Origin of the sequence: Williamsia deligens (assembly GCF_024171765.1) — a bacterium.
In the GTDB taxonomy this organism is placed as follows: domain Bacteria; phylum Actinomycetota; class Actinomycetes; order Mycobacteriales; family Mycobacteriaceae; genus Williamsia_A; species Williamsia_A deligens.
Map to the genome: position 1 here is coordinate 1,393,650 of NZ_JAMTCI010000001.1, position 15,726 is coordinate 1,409,375.

The 15,726-nt window shown below is 67.6% G+C and carries 18 protein-coding genes; 9 read left to right on the forward strand and 9 right to left on the reverse strand.

Going from position 1 to position 15,726, the window contains the following annotated elements; translation table 11 throughout:
- Positions 1 to 5: 5 nt before the first annotated feature.
- Entirely contained in the window at positions 6 to 755 is a 750-nt protein-coding gene (locus LX14_RS06760) for an MBL fold metallo-hydrolase (RefSeq protein WP_253646472.1), read from the reverse strand.
- 98 nt (positions 756 to 853) lie between these two features.
- On the opposite strand from LX14_RS06760, the gene LX14_RS06765 reads away from it, so the two are divergent.
- Positions 854 to 1,762: a fumarylacetoacetate hydrolase family protein gene (locus tag LX14_RS06765; RefSeq protein WP_253647918.1), complete on the forward strand. Its 909-nt coding sequence runs from the start codon at positions 854 to 856 to the stop codon at positions 1,760 to 1,762.
- Positions 1,762 to 2,448 (forward strand): TetR/AcrR family transcriptional regulator, encoded by a 687-nt coding sequence (locus LX14_RS06770; RefSeq protein WP_253646473.1) that lies wholly within the window; start codon positions 1,762 to 1,764, stop codon positions 2,446 to 2,448. The genes LX14_RS06765 and LX14_RS06770 overlap by 1 nt, the downstream gene beginning before the upstream one ends.
- A 104-nt stretch (positions 2,449 to 2,552) precedes the next feature.
- Here the strand turns inward: LX14_RS06770 and LX14_RS06775 are convergent, their stop codons facing one another.
- Positions 2,553 to 3,770: a serine hydrolase domain-containing protein gene (locus tag LX14_RS06775; RefSeq protein ID WP_253646474.1), complete on the reverse strand. Its 1,218-nt coding sequence runs from the start codon at positions 3,768 to 3,770 to the stop codon at positions 2,553 to 2,555.
- Between the two features lie 109 nt (positions 3,771 to 3,879).
- Here LX14_RS06775 and LX14_RS06780 point away from each other — a divergent pair, with 109 nt between their 5' ends.
- The 6 genes from LX14_RS06780 (at position 3,880) to LX14_RS06805 (ending at position 7,908) form a co-directional block, all read left to right on the forward strand.
- On the forward strand, positions 3,880 to 4,509 hold the full coding sequence (locus tag LX14_RS06780) for a TetR/AcrR family transcriptional regulator (RefSeq protein ID WP_253646475.1): 630 nt from the start codon (positions 3,880 to 3,882) through the stop codon (positions 4,507 to 4,509).
- Positions 4,510 to 4,754: 245 nt separating this feature from the next.
- The gene (locus LX14_RS06785) at positions 4,755 to 5,228 is read left to right on the forward strand and encodes a mycothiol transferase (protein WP_253646476.1); all 474 of its coding nucleotides are present in this window, start codon (positions 4,755 to 4,757) and stop codon (positions 5,226 to 5,228) included.
- Positions 5,229 to 5,752: 524 nt separating this feature from the next.
- Positions 5,753 to 6,631: a slipin family protein gene (locus LX14_RS06790; RefSeq protein ID WP_253646477.1), complete on the forward strand. Its 879-nt coding sequence runs from the start codon at positions 5,753 to 5,755 to the stop codon at positions 6,629 to 6,631.
- A gap of 33 nt (positions 6,632 to 6,664) precedes the next feature.
- Complete coding sequence (locus tag LX14_RS06795; protein WP_253646478.1) at positions 6,665 to 7,087, forward strand: DUF5994 family protein; 423 nt, start codon at positions 6,665 to 6,667, stop codon at positions 7,085 to 7,087.
- Between the two features lie 108 nt (positions 7,088 to 7,195).
- The gene (locus LX14_RS06800; RefSeq protein WP_253646479.1) at positions 7,196 to 7,624 is read left to right on the forward strand and encodes a hypothetical protein; all 429 of its coding nucleotides are present in this window, start codon (positions 7,196 to 7,198) and stop codon (positions 7,622 to 7,624) included.
- A gap of 83 nt (positions 7,625 to 7,707) precedes the next feature.
- Positions 7,708 to 7,908 (forward strand): hypothetical protein, encoded by a 201-nt coding sequence (locus tag LX14_RS06805; RefSeq protein ID WP_253646480.1) that lies wholly within the window; start codon positions 7,708 to 7,710, stop codon positions 7,906 to 7,908.
- An 85-nt stretch (positions 7,909 to 7,993) separates the two neighbouring features.
- Here the strand turns inward: LX14_RS06805 and LX14_RS06810 are convergent, their stop codons facing one another.
- The 3 genes from LX14_RS06810 to LX14_RS06820 all read right to left on the reverse strand — a co-directional run bounded on the left by LX14_RS06810 (position 7,994) and on the right by LX14_RS06820 (position 10,193).
- Entirely contained in the window at positions 7,994 to 8,665 is a 672-nt protein-coding gene (locus LX14_RS06810) for a hypothetical protein (RefSeq protein WP_253646481.1), read from the reverse strand.
- Positions 8,666 to 8,729: 64 nt separating this feature from the next.
- On the reverse strand, positions 8,730 to 8,900 hold the full coding sequence (locus LX14_RS06815; protein ID WP_253646482.1) for a hypothetical protein: 171 nt from the start codon (positions 8,898 to 8,900) through the stop codon (positions 8,730 to 8,732).
- A 150-nt stretch (positions 8,901 to 9,050) separates the two neighbouring features.
- On the reverse strand, positions 9,051 to 10,193 hold the full coding sequence (locus tag LX14_RS06820; RefSeq protein WP_253646483.1) for an acyl-CoA dehydrogenase family protein: 1,143 nt from the start codon (positions 10,191 to 10,193) through the stop codon (positions 9,051 to 9,053).
- Positions 10,194 to 10,337: 144 nt separating this feature from the next.
- Here LX14_RS06820 and LX14_RS06825 point away from each other — a divergent pair, with 144 nt between their 5' ends.
- A complete protein-coding gene (locus LX14_RS06825) occupies positions 10,338 to 11,246 on the forward strand; it encodes an alpha/beta fold hydrolase (RefSeq protein ID WP_372505266.1) in 909 nt (302 codons plus the stop codon).
- Here the strand turns inward: LX14_RS06825 and nadB are convergent.
- From nadB to LX14_RS06845, 4 genes are all read right to left on the reverse strand, one after another.
- Positions 11,145 to 12,791: an L-aspartate oxidase gene (gene nadB / locus LX14_RS06830; RefSeq protein WP_253646484.1), complete on the reverse strand. Its 1,647-nt coding sequence runs from the start codon at positions 12,789 to 12,791 to the stop codon at positions 11,145 to 11,147. The genes LX14_RS06825 and nadB overlap by 102 nt on opposite strands.
- 72 nt (positions 12,792 to 12,863) lie before the next feature.
- Entirely contained in the window at positions 12,864 to 13,910 is a 1,047-nt protein-coding gene (locus LX14_RS06835) for a 2Fe-2S iron-sulfur cluster-binding protein (protein ID WP_253646485.1), read from the reverse strand.
- On the reverse strand, positions 13,907 to 14,740 hold the full coding sequence (locus LX14_RS06840) for an SDR family NAD(P)-dependent oxidoreductase (RefSeq protein ID WP_253646486.1): 834 nt from the start codon (positions 14,738 to 14,740) through the stop codon (positions 13,907 to 13,909). Before LX14_RS06840 ends, LX14_RS06835 begins: the two co-directional genes overlap by 4 nt.
- Entirely contained in the window at positions 14,737 to 15,720 is a 984-nt protein-coding gene (locus tag LX14_RS06845) for an AurF N-oxygenase family protein (RefSeq protein WP_253646487.1), read from the reverse strand. Before LX14_RS06845 ends, LX14_RS06840 begins: the two co-directional genes overlap by 4 nt.
- Positions 15,721 to 15,726: the final 6 nt, after the last annotated feature.

A 15,726-nucleotide genomic window follows, 5' to 3' on the forward strand; every position in this document is an offset into this window, starting at 1 on the left:
TCCGTTCAGAGCGTGTCGGTGACGGCGGTGTTGCGGCGCGCGAGGGCAGCGGAGTCGGCGGGGCTGCCGCGCCAGGGCGATCCGTGCCCCGGCACGATCCAGTCGGCGTCGATGCCGGCGAGCACGTCGAGCGCGGCCAGGGCCTGGGCGGGTTCGTGGGCGAAGAACCGCGGAAGCAGCTGCGGCCCAGTGATCGGCGACAGGCCGTGCCCGGTGACCAACGCGTCCCCGGTGACCAGGACACGCCTGTCGGGCAGGTGGAAGGCACTGTGGCCGAAGGTGTGCCCGGAACACCCGACCGGGACAGGGCGGCCGGGAAGGTCGAGCGCACCCACGTTCGGGTACGGCTGAGCGTGCCGCACCGTGATGGGCGTGAGGGCGCCCGCTGCGACGATGCGGGCTGTCCAGCGCAGCCCGCGGGGCCGCACGCATTGCTTGATGACGTCCACCGGCCGGGCCTGTTCCAGATGGCCGCTGCGAGCGTGGTCGGCGTCAGCGTCGCTCATCAACACCGGGGTGCCGTAGGCCCGGTGGAAGTGGTTGATCGCACCCATGTGGTCGAGGTGCGCGTGAGTCAGCAGTATCGCCTGCACATCGCGAGGGACACACCCCACCGCGCGAATCGATGCCTCCACCCGCTCGGTGTCGCCCGACCACCCCGCGTCGATCAACGTCACATCCTTGCCATCACGCAACACCACCCAGTTGACGGCAGTCCCCTCCGCGCAGAAGACGTCGTCGGCGACCTCGTGCATGCACACCCCTCACCACTACCGGAACGATCGTTCCGAGGCTAACATCCGTACACCACGAAGCGGAACACCTGTTCCGGCAGATGGAGGGATCGACAGGGATGAGATTGCGACGAGTGCGCACCGCCGACGGCCTGCAGCTGCAGGCGAGCGAGCACGGCGGGCCATGGCGACCCACCATTGATCGGACCGCCCTGGGAGGTGTGGTGTTCGATCCGTCGTGGGAGCTGGCCCGCGCGGAGGAACATCTGCGGCACAGCGAGACGCTGCTGCCGTTCCAGCCGGCGTCGTTTCGCGACTTCATGGTCTACGAGCAGCACGTTCTCGACGCCAGCAGAGGGCTGCTCGGACGATTCCATCCGGGCCAGGCTCGGATCGTCTCCAGCGTCGAAACCCTGACCCGGCGAACGTTGCCAGCGCTCAGGCCCAAGCCCCTGTTCTACGCCCAGCCGATCTACTACATGTCCAACGCGATGACTTTCGTACCCACGGGAACGCCCATCGCGACGCCGTCCTACTCCACCGCGCTGGACTACGAGCTCGAGATCGGGTTCGTTCTGGCCCGTGGCCTGTTCGACGCCACCGCCGAGGAGGCGCTCGACGCGATCGGCGCATTCGTCGTGCTCAACGATCTGAGCACCCGTGATGTACAGCGCGCGGAGATGGGCAGCGGATTCGGTCCGCAGAAGTCGAAGCACTTCGCGACATCCCTGTCGGAGGTCGCGGTGACCGCCGACGAGATCCTGCCGCTCATCGATTCCCTAGGAGGATCGGTCGCCATCAACGGGACCACCGTCAGCAGGGTGTCGAGCGCGGGGATGACCCACACCATCGGTGACATGCTCGCCCACGCGTCCCGCGACGAAATCCTCCGCCCCGGGGAGCTGTTCGCCACAGGCACACTCCCTGGCGGTAGTGGCATGGAAACCGGCCACTGGTTGAATCGCCACGACACCATCGAGCTGACCATCGAGGGGATCGGAACCATCGAGCACACCATCATCGGCTGATGGGCATTCCCGCCGCCGACGACACCACACCTCCCCCACCGTCGCGAACCGCCCACACCGAGTTGCAGACGCGACTCCTCGACGCCGCCGAGGAGCTCTTCGCCCTCCGCGGCTACTTCGGTGTCAGCGTCCGTGACATCACCGACCACGCCCAGACACGGCTCGCCGCGGTCAGCGACCAATTCGGCGGCAAAGAACCGCTGTTCCGGGCCGTCCTCATCCGACGCATCCAACCCCTCAACGAGGACCGCCGCACCCGCCTCGCGGCAATGCCCACGCGCGGGGCCCGAACACGTCGACTGCTCGCACTCATCGACGCGTTCACCGAACCGATGCGCGACCGCGCCGGCGACCCCGGGTGGGACAACTACTTCCGCCTCATCGCCCAATTCGCCAACGCCCCATACCCCATCGGCCGCCCAGGCGTCGGCGACTTCAACGCCATCGCCGCCGAGTTCATCACCCACCTACACACGCTCTTCCCCGACGCCGACAACGCGGCCGTCCACGACGCCTACCTCCACCTGGTCGCCGCAACGATGCACACCTACTCCAACAACATGCGCATCGACAGCCTCACCGCAGGACGTATGCACACCCGCGACAAAGACGAACGCCACCGCGCACTGCGCCTCTTCGTCGAGGGCGGTATCACTCGCCTGGCAACCCGTGAACCGCCGACCTAGCGTGAGAGGCTCGCATCCTGGTTGACGAATGCAAACACCCTGAGTAACAACAGATTCATGGGAACACAGACATAACCCATGTCACTGGCGACCCGGTCCTCGGCCTACAGGTGCCTGGCTATGGCGCGGAGGAATTCGACGTTCTCGACGTCTCGGTTGGTGGTTTCTTCGGTGGATGTGCCGTAGGCGCGGTTGGCGGAGAGCTTGACGATGGTGGTGCGGGTGTTCGGGTCGACGTAGATCAGCTGGTTGTAGACGCCGATCGCGCAGTAGTCGCCGCGGTGGCCGGCGGGGATCCACCACTGATATCCGTATCCGAAGTCGATCTCGTGGCCGCCGACGATCGGTCGGCCCGCCTCGCGGATGGCGCCGTCGATGGTGGTCGACTCACGGATCCACTGCGGGTCGATGATGCTGCGGCCGTCCCATACGCCGTTGTTGCGGTACAACTCTCCGAGGCGGGCGAAGTCGCGGGCGGTCAGATTCAGCCCGCCGTAGGACATCTCGGTGCCTCGCATGTCGGTGACCCAGAACCCGGGAGACTCGAAGCCGAGTGGTTCGACGAGTTTCTCGGTCATGTAGTCGGCGACTGTGCGGCCGGTGGCCTTAGCGATCAACGCACCGAGGATCTGGGTTTCTCCGGAGTTGTAGCGGCACACGGTCTGAGGCGCCGATTGCGTGACCATGCGTGCGACGAAACCGTCGAGGCCGCCCCGCTTGCCCATCATGGCGCCGGTGAGCTGGTGGACGTCTGACTGCGGGTCGTTGTAGTCCTCGTTCCACCGGGCACCTGAGGACATCTGCAGGACGTCGAGGATGCTGACGCCGTCGTAGGCCGAACCCGGCTGAACGGGAACGTGATCGCTGATGGGATCCGAGGTGCCGGCGATGTGGCCTTCCTGGATCGCGATGCCGACCAGCGCCGAGATGAAGCTCTTGGCGACTGACATCGACAGCCACCGCACGGTCGGTCCGCCGGTCAGCAGGTACCGCTCGTAACGGACGACCCCGTCGACCACCACCAGCAGGGCGCTGGTGTCGGTGTCGGACAGGAACTTCTCCGTCGACCGTTGCATGCCACCGAAGTCGTAGGTGGCAGGCAGGTTTACGCGCGGACCTTCCGGCCATCGCCGCGGGGTGGAGGACGCCGGCATCCGCCGGACCGGGGTGAGTTCGTCGATCCGGGCGAACGTCTCGTGCTGCGGTGCGCCGGTGAACAAGCCCGCCTCCGCCAGCGAGGCCGGGCGAGAACGGTTCACGACCCGCCGCAGTAGATAGCGCATCGCGAACGACATGCGGGTGGAACGGGTGCGCGAGGCCATGACTTCTCTCCTTCAGGGGCTGACGCTGACGAAGATACACGTACCAATCGGTTTATATAACCGATTGGTACTGTCAGGTGCACCTCGGGTCGAGTAGGAGGGTGACGAGATGGGCACGGACGAGACGAGCGTCGACGGCCGGACCACGCGGTTCCGGAACCGGCGGCCGCAGTTGCTGGTGGCCGTCACCCAGTACGTGCTCGACCATGGACTCGCCGGACTGTCGCTGCGGCCGTTGGCCGACGCGGTGGGGGTGACTCACGCGACGCTGTTGCGGCATTTCGGCTCGAAGGAGCAGCTGATGGCCGAGGTTGCCGATCAGCTCCTCGCAGGTGTCAGTGGACAGCTCGATGCCGACCCCGGCTTCGCCGGAGCCACCTCGACCGACGAGCTCGCTCGAGCGTTGTGGAAACTGCTGTGTGAGCCCGATCAGCAACGCCAGTTCCGGCTCCTGTTCGAACTCGCCGGCACCCACGACGATTCGATCATCGATCCAGACGGTCTGGCCGGGCCGGTGGTACACGCCTGGGTCGCGGCAATCGCCGCACACCTCAGCGCACAGGGATGGGACGACGACGGCGCGACAATCCGCGCCACGTCGTTCCTCGCCCACACCCGTGGGCTGCAACTCGACCTGTTGATCACCGGCGACCGTCGCCGTGTCGACGCCGCTTTCGAGGTGTCACTCGAACTGCTGCGACCACCGGCCGCGCCTCCCGTCAACGACCGTCAGGCGTGAGCCCTGCCGGACGAATGACAGCCATCACCTCCGCGCGCGGCGAGGGTTGGATGCGCAAAAGCGTTGTCCTGCATTTAGTTTGCACGCACAACGTGACAAGAGGCACGCTGTCGGCGCTCGACTGGAGGCGAGTTGGAACCAGATGAGGGACGTCGCGGGTAGGCGGCTCGTGTCAGACACCGCCGCCGAGGCCGCCGGCCTGTCCACGCTCATGTCATGACTGATGCCCTCGAAAACTACACGTGGTGACCGCCGACCAGGCTCTGCCCGCCTGGGTCGACGCCCTGCATGGCCTGATCGTCGAGAACCTCGACGGCCTCGGCGCCGTCGTCGATCAGATCGGCGACGAACTCATCAACGTCGTCCCGCCACTCCCGCAGGCGAATTCGGGATACGGAATCGTCTACCACTGCACGCAGGTCGTCCTGTTCTGGGCGGGCAGCGTGATCGGCGGCGAACGCATCCCCCGCGACCGCGGCGCCGAGTTCACCTCAACCGGAACGGTCGCAGACCTACACACCGCGATCGACGACGTCGTCGCCCGATTGCCGGCTTGGGTCGATGTCGCCATCACCGACGGGGTCCGCGACCGGACCGCGGCCGGATCCCGCGCCGCGACGGCCACCCCGGAGTATCTCCTCGGCCACCTGGTCCGGGAACTGGCGCAACACCTGGGGCAGCTCGAGATCACGCGTGACCTCGTCACATCAAGGCCCTGAGGACGCTACCCGCGTCGCGGTGACCCGGGTGCGGGCGGTCGTCGGTTCACTTGTCAACGGCGGCGTGGGCCGCGACGGCCTGGACTCCGTCTCGGGCAGTTGGCAACGACCCCAGGATCGCCGCGCAGCAGTCGAGCTCGGCGACGCCCATGGCTACCCCACGACACTACGTTCTGCTGGCAGGCGGTGTTTCGCCTCGACGCACTGCCGGAGGCGGTTGGTGTCGGTCGCGGCGAGAGTGTGGATGGCCACTTTGCTGTCAGCTGATCACCGGCCTGCAGTGCGCGACACTGCTCGTCTCGGCGGAGCGGGAAGAGTCGGCCGCACATCGCCCCACGCGGTGTAGTGTCGGTGATGTTGGGCACACAGTCTCACCTTCGATCCGACGGCGCCCGACATCGCGTCGAACAGTAATCAGGTGCGTCTATGGCGCTGTCAGGTCGACCACCTCACCCCAATACCGTGGTGATCAGTGCACCACAGTCCTGCCGCCACATCGACGGCGATCTCCTGGTGACGTCGTGATGATCGCTTGGGTCGTCGCCGGGGTGATTGTCGCGGTGCTCGCCGTGTCGGCGGCATCCGCTCTCAAGGTGGTGAACCAATACGAGAAGGGTGTCGTCTTCCGGCTGGGCCGCGTGAGCAGCGTCCGAGAACCCGGCCTGCGCGTGATCATCCCGGTCGTCGAGCGCATGCGGAAGGTCTTGCTGCGCGTCGTGACGATGCCGATCCAGTCGCAGGGCATCATCACTCGCGACAATGTGAGTGTCGACATCTCCGCGGTGGCCTACTTCCGGGTTGTCGATCCGGTCAAATCGATTGTTGCGATCGAGAATGTCACCGCGGCCATCGACCAGATCGCACAGACGACGTTGCGAAAAGTCGTCGGTCAACACACCCTCGATGAGGCTCTGTCAGACACCGACACCATCAACGCGAACATCGCATCCATCCTGGACACCACCACACTCGAGTGGGGAGTCGAGGTGACGATTGTCGAACTCAAAGACATCCAGCTCCCGGAGAGCATGCAACGGGCGATGGCTCGCCAAGCAGAGGCCGAGCGTGAGAAGCGGGCGAAGATCATTGCTGCCGAGGGCGAGTCATTGGCTGCCTCGGCGCTTGGGGACGCGTCGGACATGATGATGGCGCATCCGCTGGCGTTGCAACTACGCAACCTGCAGACCCTGGCTGAGCTTGGCGTCGAGAAGAACACGACGGTGGTGTTTCCCGCACCGATCATGACCGCTATCAGCGAGCTGAGCACATTCCTCAATCGCGAGCAGGCTGCTGCCGTGCACGCGGTACCGCCTGATCCGGCCGGACCCGGTGGCGTCCTGAACACCAACGGGTTCCCGAATGGCCAGGCCCACAACGGAACGTCCGCGCTGCCGAACACCTGACCCCGCCACCTCGGGGGTCAAGGGAGGAGAGTCATGACGGATGCGAGTGCGCCGACAGAGGGGTTCATTCAGCGAGTGTCGTTTCGGGACCTCGAAACACGCTCCAAAGGACTCCACGGCGCGTGGTGGCCGGCCGACAACGACCTGCACGCCCGACTACCCATGTTGTTCGACGCCTTGATCGAACGTGTGGGAGAGGTCCAACGTGTGATCGTGCACGGTCCGGACTGGGAACTCGGCGCCCCGCGCATGCGACGCGGCGACCGTGTGGTCCGCCTGGACAGCGACCGGCGTTGCCGATCGGCGACGATCAAGATCTGCGGCCCAGGGGGCACGCCGCCCGTCACGTTGATGGTCATTCCGCCCGACACCGACTCCGCTACAGCGCAACGTGTACTCGTATCCGCCTCGGAGGCGACGATCACCGTCGCTGGACTACTGGCCCAGACACAGTGAAAGCGAGCACCGCGCTGTGGGATCCGACCTCTCGCTTGATCCGTCGAAGCCGACGGTCGGCCACACCCACGCTCACCACTCCATCATCTAGCTGAATCGCTGCCCACCATGACACTTGACGCGTCAACCGAACAGTTCGAGACCTTGTCTGCCTACCGCACCGTGTTTCCCACCGACCGCGAGTTCGTCGTCATCGAAAGCGGCGTGCGAGAGCAGGACTCGGTCGACGAGAGCGGAGACCTGCTCGGTGAATGGGACATTCTCTTCTATCCCTACGATGCGGCCGACACGCCGTGGTCGTCGGGAAACGTTCTCGCGCGACGGGTGCATGAACGCGACCGCTTCTCGTTGACAGCGTCTGCCGGCGACGACGTGCACCCAGTCGTCATGGTTGCGGCAGTCGCCGACCTGACCGCGGGGCGGGCTCTGTGGCAACGCACCCTTGAGCACTCCACGTTCGAAGCATCGTTGGTGGACCTTCTGTCCGAGACGGACTACGAGGCCGAGCAGATCAATCAGCGCAATCCCACGCCCTGAGCCGCGGCGTTCGCAGAACCTGCCGCCAGGGTCACCGCGCTCGACTACCGCTCCACCGCCATCCAGGCGAGCGACTCAACCACATGAACGAGAGCAAGAAGGCACATCTCATGCGCGATCGACTCGACCTTCCGCCGGTCACCAGAAACATCAACCATCTGCTGCTCGACCTCGAACACGATGCGGGCGCCTCCGCTGAGGCCGTGCACATGCTGCGAACCGACCTGATCAACACCCTGACGGGGATCGAGAACGACATCGCGATCGATCGTCCGGCTCAGTAGCGCGTGCGGTTGTCGTCGGCCCGGCGGTGAGTTCGAGAACGCAACCGACGTCGCTGAACCGGGGACCAGAGCCGGGTGCCGCCGGTCAGTCCTCGCGTGCGCGGCGACCGCCCGGGCCGCGCAGGAGATCCGCGAGGCGGGTCAGTGCCGCGACGACGTCGTCGAGGGCGGCCACGACCTCGCGGTCGGCCGGGACCTTCGACCCGGACGGCGCACTCTCTGTGCCGGAGGCGCTGTCCCGCGATCGGTCGCCGTGGCGGCCGATGGGGACCCCGTCGGGGCGGTGGGCGTCGACATCGGGCGTGAACCGGACGGCGCGGTTCCGCATCGACGGCACGTCCTGGGGAATCGCGGGCGCATCCGGCGCGACGTCCACCACATCCACCGCGGATCGCGGTTCGACGATGTCACCGATCGATCGCGGTGCCGCCGCGGGGGCCGGTCGGTGGGCGTGCCCGTTGCTCGGCGCGAACCAGTGCGCTCCGGGATGACCCTCGAAGAGGAGGCAGGGCGTCGCGGCGGGCACCGCGCACGGGTTGCGCTCGATCAGCGACTGCGCGTGCGCGTCCATGTCGTTCCATTGCAGCCAGAGCCGACGGTCGAACTTCGGCACCACCTCGGCATCGCTCGCGTGATCACCGCGGTGCCCGATGCTGAGCCGACAGCTGATGACCCAGCCACCGACGCTCGTCTCCCCCAACGTGGCCCGCTCGGCCTCGGTACAGATGACGGTCGACCAACACCCGTCGTGAACCATGCTCGTCCCCTCGCCCCCCGCGCGCGATCAGACTAACCGCAGGACACGTCCACGCGCACGGGCGTCAGTGCCCGTGATCCACGGGGATGCGCATGTCGACGAGATCGGGGACATGAGCCTCCTCCCGCTCCTGCGCGAGATCGATGGAGCGACCGACGACGACGGCGACGAGCACCGCGACGGTGCTCCACACGACGACGACGGTCGCGATCACGGCGATGAGAAAGACGCTCATCGGCGTCACCTGCCTTCCGGCCGGCCCGCCCCACCCGGCTGCCCGAATTCACCAGAGTGCATCTGCACTTTGTCCTTCCAGGATGCATGACGATGCTGAAAGCATGATGAGCACCCCGTAGGAGAAGACCGAGAGAACCGGACGGCCCGCTCAGAAGCCCAGGTCACGCCCCACGATGTCCTTCATGATCTCGGTGGTGCCGCCGTAGATCGTCTCGATGCGGACGTCGGTGTACAGCCGCGAGATCGGGTACTCGGCCATGTAGCCATAGCCGCCGTGCAGCTGCACGCAGGTGTCGACGATGCGCTTGAGCAGCTCGGTGGTCCACCACTTCGCCTTCGACGCGTCCACCGCGGTCAGTTCGCCGTCGACCATCGCCTGGATGCTGCGGTCGACGTAGGCGCGGGCCACGTCGAGTTCGGTGGCGATCTCGGCCAACTTGTGTCGGTTGACCTGGAACGATCCGATCGACTGGCCGAACGCCTTGCGGTCGTTCGCGTAGTCCTTGGTGATCGCGAACGCCTGATGCGCGGTCGCCACGGCACCGACGGCGATGGCCAGGCGCTCCGACGGGAGGTTGTGCATCAGGTGATAGAAGCCGCGACCCTCCTGCCCGATCACGTTGGCGGCGGGGACGCGGACGTTGTCGAAGTGGAGCTCGGCGGTGTCCTGGGCGTGCTGGCCCATCTTGTCGAGATTGCGACCGCGCTCGAAGCCCTCCATGCCGCGCTCGACGGCCAGCAGGGTGAACCCCTTGTGCCCGGCTTCGGGGTCCGTGCGGGTCACGACGATGACGAGGTCGGAGTTGATGCCGCAGGAGATGAAGGTCTTCGACCCGTTGAGGACCCAGTGATCCCCGTCCTTGACCGCGGAGGTCTTGATACCTGCGAGGTCGCTGCCCGCGCCCGGCTCGGTCATGGCGATCGCACCGATGATGTCGCCGGCGGCGAACCCGGGCAGCCACCGCTGCTTCTGCTCGTCGGTACACAGGTTGACCAGATACGGACCCACGATGTCGTTCTGCAGGGTCAGGCCCGGTGCGCGCGATCCCGCCCGCGCCATCTCCTCGATGATCACCGCGTTGAACCGGAAGTCGTCGATCCCGGAGCCGCCGTACTCCTCGGGGATGTAGTGGCCGACGAGCCCGGCCTCGCCGGCCTTCTTGAAGACCTCGCGGTCGATGATCCCGTCGGCCTCCCACTGGTCGGCGTACGGCAGGACCTCACGCTCGACGAATGCACTCGCCGACGAGCGGAGTTGATCGTGCTCGGATTCGAAGACCAGGCGCTTCATCGCGACCTCTCGGTTGTCGGGCACAGCCCGGCCGGGGCGGCGACGGGCCGACATAACAGAGGTTACACAGATCGAGCTGTTTCTGAAAGGAGGTTCAGTTTTTCCGGCCCGGCGGACCTCATGCCGCGTGCGTAGCATTCGACGGTGACCACGGGGGACATCTCAGCAGCGACGACAGCGGGGTCCGGGGAGGTCGTCTCGACCGTCCGGTTCACGGGCGTGGACGGCATCGACCTCGTCGGCAGCCGGTGGGAGCCGTCGGGCACACCCACCTCGACGGCGCTGCTGCTCCACGGCGGAGGACAGACGCGGCATTCGTGGAAGGCCACCGGCGACCACCTCGCCGCAGCCGGACTCCGCGTGGTCACGCTCGACTGCCGGGGCCACGGCGACAGCGACTGGTCACCGGAGGGTCACTACGACATGGACCTGCTCGCCGGCGACGTGCACGGCGTGATCGAGGACCTCGGCGGACCGGTGATCCTGATCGGCGCCAGCATGGGCGGCCTCACCGGGATCGCCGTCGCCGACCGTCACCCGGAGCAGGTCTCTGCCCTGGTCCTCGTCGACGTGGTGCCCCGCTACGACCGTGGTGGCAGTCGGCGGATCAGGACGTTCATGCGGAGCGGCACACAGGGATTCGACTCCCTCGACGACGCCGCCGACGCGGTCGCCGCCTACCTCCCACACCGCCGACGGCCTCGCAGCGTGGACGGACTGCGCCGCAATCTCCGTCAACGCGCGGACGGGCGGTGGTACTGGCACTGGGATCCCGCGTTCATCTCGCACGAGACGGTCGCCCGCATCCCCACCGACGAGCTCGACGACGCCGCCGCGCGTCTGCAGATCCCGATCATGTTGGTGCGCGGGATGCTGTCCGACGTCGTCCCCGACGACGTCCTGTCGGCGTTCCGCGAGCGCGTCCCGCACGCCCGCGTCACCGAGCTCCGCTCAGCCGGGCACACCGCTGCCGGTGACGACAACGACGCGTTCAGCGAGGCGGTCGTGGACTTCGTGCACGACGTCGACCCCGCCGGCCGCCGGAACCGCTGATCCGACGACCGGCGCACCCTCGTCGTCGAGCCGGACGGTGATCGTCGCGTCCACGACCGAGGTGTCCGGTGCGTCGGCCCGGCGATGGCACCCGCGGCTCTCGGTTCGCTGACGCGCCGCCGTCACGACCGCCCGGGCGACCAGGGTCATCTCCGACGAACCACCCTGCGGCGCATCGGTGTCGAGGACTCGTAGTGTGCGGTCGAGCCCTGCGGCGTCACGCTCGACCCCGGCGCCCGCCGACATCGCCGCACGGATCGCCGACGGTGTCGCCCGAGGACCGCGTGCTCGCGCGCGACGAGCGGCCTGCGCCGCTTCGACCAGCTCGAAGTCGCCGGGGACGCGATGCGCGACGTCCTGCGCGGCCGCCTGCGCGACCCGGCGACCCATCACCACGGCCTCGGTGAGGCTGTTGGACGCCAACCGGTTCGCACCGTGCAGGCCGGTGCGTGCGACCTCCCCGGCGGCGAGGAGGCCACTCACGTCCGTGCGACCCCACAGGTCGGTCATCACACCACCGCAGTGGTAGTGCGCACCCGGCACGACGGGGATGAGATCACGCGCCGGATCGACATCGGCAGTCCTCAGTCCTGCTGTCACGGTGGGGAATCGAGCGGCGACATCGGCCACCCCCCGTGCATCGAGGTACACACACGGCGCCCCGGACCCCGCCATCGCACGATGCACCGCGGTGGCGACCACGTCGCGGGGAGCGAGATCACCCAGGGGATGCACACCGGCGGTCACCGAGACGCCGGCGGCGTCGACGAGCCTCGCGCCCTCTCCCCGGAGCGCCTCGGTGATCAGCAGGCAGCGCCCGCTCGCGCCGGGTGCATGGAACATCGTCGGATGGAACTGGACGAACTCGAGGTCGGCGGTCGTCGCCCCCGCTCGCAGAGCCAGGGCCACACCGGATCCGACGGAGGTGGTCGGGTTCGTGGTCGCGGCGAAGAGACCTCCGAGCCCGCCGGTGGCGAGAAGGACCGAGCTCGCGGTGACGAGTTCCTCCCGACCACGGACGTTCGCGACCACCCCGATGACGCGACCGTCGGCCACGAGGACATCGGTGACGGTGCAGCCGGGCTGGACGGCGATCCTGTCGTCCCGGGAGACCGCCGACCACAGCGCCGCCTGCACGTGGGCACCGGTCGCGTCGCCGCCGGCGTGGACGATGCGACGGGCGCTGTGTCCACCCTCGCGGGTCCGGGCCGGACGACCCGCGGCGTCACGATCGAAGTCGACACCGACGGCGGTCAGCCACGCGACGGCTCCCGGGCCGTCGGCGAGCACCGATCGCACACCCTGCGGATCGCAGTGCCCGGCACCGGCAGCCAGCGTGTCGGACACGTGGGCGTCGAGATCGTCGCCCAGTTCCTCGGCGACCGCGGCCATCCCACCCTGGGCGTATGCGGTGGACGTGGCATCGGCGACGGGAGATCCGGAGGCCAGCACCTGCACCGACAGCCCCAGGTCGGCGGCGTGCAGAGCGGCGGTGAGCCCGGCGGCACCGGCACCCACGACGAGGAGATCGGCGGCGGCGGCCATGTGCCCTCCCGGCGGTCAGGGTGGTTTTCGACCCACAGTCGATAACCTGACCGCCAGCGTACGCGTACCCGGTCAGCCGTCGAAGGTGACCGTGATCTCCTCCGACAGCGGCACCGCCTGACATGCCAGCGTCAGACCCATCGCGATGTCCGAGTCGACGAGGGTGTCGTTCTTGCGCAGCGCCACGTCGCCGTCGACCACCCGACAGGCACACGAACTGCACTCACCCTCGCGGCACGAGTACGGGGCGTCGTGCCCGGCCGCGAGCATCACGTCGAGCAGGGTCGCCGATCGGGGCCAGGCCAGCTCGACGGTCGTGCCGCGCAGCGTCACCGACACCTGAGCGTCGTCGTCGTGGTTGACCACGGAGACGTCGACATCGGCGAAGGGGTCACCGCTGAGCGATCGGTAGCGCTCGGTGTGGATCCGATCGGCCGGGACACCGGCGGCGACCGCGGCGTCCTCGACGACCGCCATGAACGGGGCCGGCCCGCAGATCCAGACATGGCGACCGGCGTGGGCGGCGAGCTCGGCGGCGATCGCCTCTGCCGAGGGGAGTCCGCGCTCGGACTCGAACCAGTGCTCGACGCTGAACCGGTCGCCGAACTCCGCGCGCATCTCCTCGAGTTCGTGGGCGAAGATGACCGACTCCGGATCACGGTTGGCGTAGAACAGGCGCACATCCCGCAACCCACCCATCAGGGCGGAGGTCGCGATCGACATGAGCGGCGTGATGCCGCTGCCCGCGCCGACGAGGAGGAAGTCCTCGTCGAAGGCGCGGGGGAAGAACGAGCCGGACGGCGTCAACACGGTCAGCCGCTGGCCGACCTCCACCTCGTCGCACAGCCACGACGACGCACGCCCACCCGGCACACGCTTCACGGTGAGGATGAGGTCGTCGTCGAGGTGCGGCGAGCTGGACATCGAATAGCACCGCGCCAGTGCGGTGTCCGCGTCGTCACCGGGGACGCGCAGGGTGAGGAACTGACCCGGGTGGTAGCGGAACCGGTGGGCCACCGCCTCCGGGACGTCGAGCACCAGGGACACCGAATCGGATGTCTCCCGGATGATCTCGACGATCTCGAGCTCGTGCGCGCGGCTGCGCGGGCCGTCGGTCACTGACCGATTCGCTGGCCGAGGGCAAGGGGACGGGCCATCACGTCCTGATAGCGACCGCCGAGGATGCGCGGGAGGCTGTCGAAGAGACGGGCGTCGGGCCCGATCAGCACTCGCGGCTTATTCTTCTCCACGCCGCGGATGATCCGCTTGGCCGCCGTCTCCGGACGGGTGAACGCGACCCTCTGGAAGTTCTCGTCCTTGACCTGGAGATCCTGGGCGTACTCACCGCTCTGGCGGCCGTTGCGCACGATGTTCGTCTTGATCCCACCGGGATGCACGCACGTCACACCGACGGGATGACCACCGCTGATCATCTCCTGCCGCAGCGCACCGGTGAAGCCACGGACGGCGAACTTGGCGGCGCTGTAGGCACTCTGGCCCGGGATGGACATGAGCCCGAACACCGAGGAGACGTTGACGACGTGGCCGTCGCCGGAGGCGATGAGGTCGGGCAGGAACGCCTTGGTGCCGTTGGCGACGCCCCAGAAGTCGATGCCCATGATCCAGTCGAAGTCGTCCCAGGTCATGTCCGCGACGGTGGCGCTCAGCGAGACCCCGGCGTTGTTGATCACCAGGTTCACCTGCCCGAAGTGGTCGCGGACCTCCCCGGCGTGGGCGACGAACGCGTCCCGGTCGGCGACGTCGAGTCGCCACGGTTGGGCCTGCGAGCCGGCCTTCTCGCACAGACGCACCGTCTCGGTGGCGGCGTCGATGTCGATGTCGCTCAGCGCGAGACGTGCACCGCGGTCGGCCAGACGCAGTGCCAGCGCACGTCCGATGCCCGACCCTGCACCCGTCACGACCGCGACGCGGTCACGGAAATCCTTCACCGGCTGTTCTCCTCGGCCCGCACCGCGGCGAGCACGTCGTCGGGCAGAGCACGTGAGGCGCGGTAGAGCGCGGTGGTGACCCGGCCCTTGATCAGGCCGGCCTCGTGGAAGTACCGCAGCATCGGACCGCACATGAACGTCGCGTTCTCGCGGTACCGCGGCGACCGCTGGGCGGCGATCCACCCACGCAACTGGCCGATACCGGCTGCGCGGTACGCCTGCGAGTCGACCAGGGTCGGCATGACGAACAGGGTCAGCGCCGCGCACAGCACGCGGTTCACCGCCAACGACACGGGTCCCGAACGCGCGATGGCGTCGGCCAACTCGTTGCGCGCGAACGTGATGTGACGCGCCTCCTCGAGCACGTGGATCTTCATCAGCTGACGGACATGCGGCTGGATGCGCTCGTCGGCCATGGACTCGCGCTGCACCCGGTCGAGGACCTCCTCGACGAGCAGCGTCCCGGCGTAGACCACCGGGCCGTGCGGGATGAACCCGATGAGCCGCAACGGCATCGACAGCGCCTTCGGGCGCCGGAAAGGTTCCATGCCGGTCTTGGTGATCAACCGGCCGAACATCGTCGAGTGGCGGGTCTCCTCGGCGATCTCGCTGAGCGAGTACAGGGTGGTGGCATCGGAGAAGTCCCGGCCGGCGAACACCCCGCGGAGAAGGTTGGTGCACAGGCCGATCTCGGCGTTGATGCCGTAGGTCAGGATGGCCACCGCCTCGGCTCGGCTCAGCAGCAGCTTCTGCTCGTCGGTCAGCGACTCGTAGATCTCGGTCCCGTACAGGGTCCCCCGGTGCTCGGTGGCCCACGGCTTGTCCGGGTCGACCGGAGCGTCCCAGTCGATGTCGAGGTCACCGTCGTACGCGCGGTCGGCGGTGGACCGCAGCAGTCGCTCGGCGAGGGCCTGGCACTCCTCCTCGGACCGGATGGTGTCGGCGGACACCGGGATCGGCGCAACGCTGTCGATCGTCACAAGTGA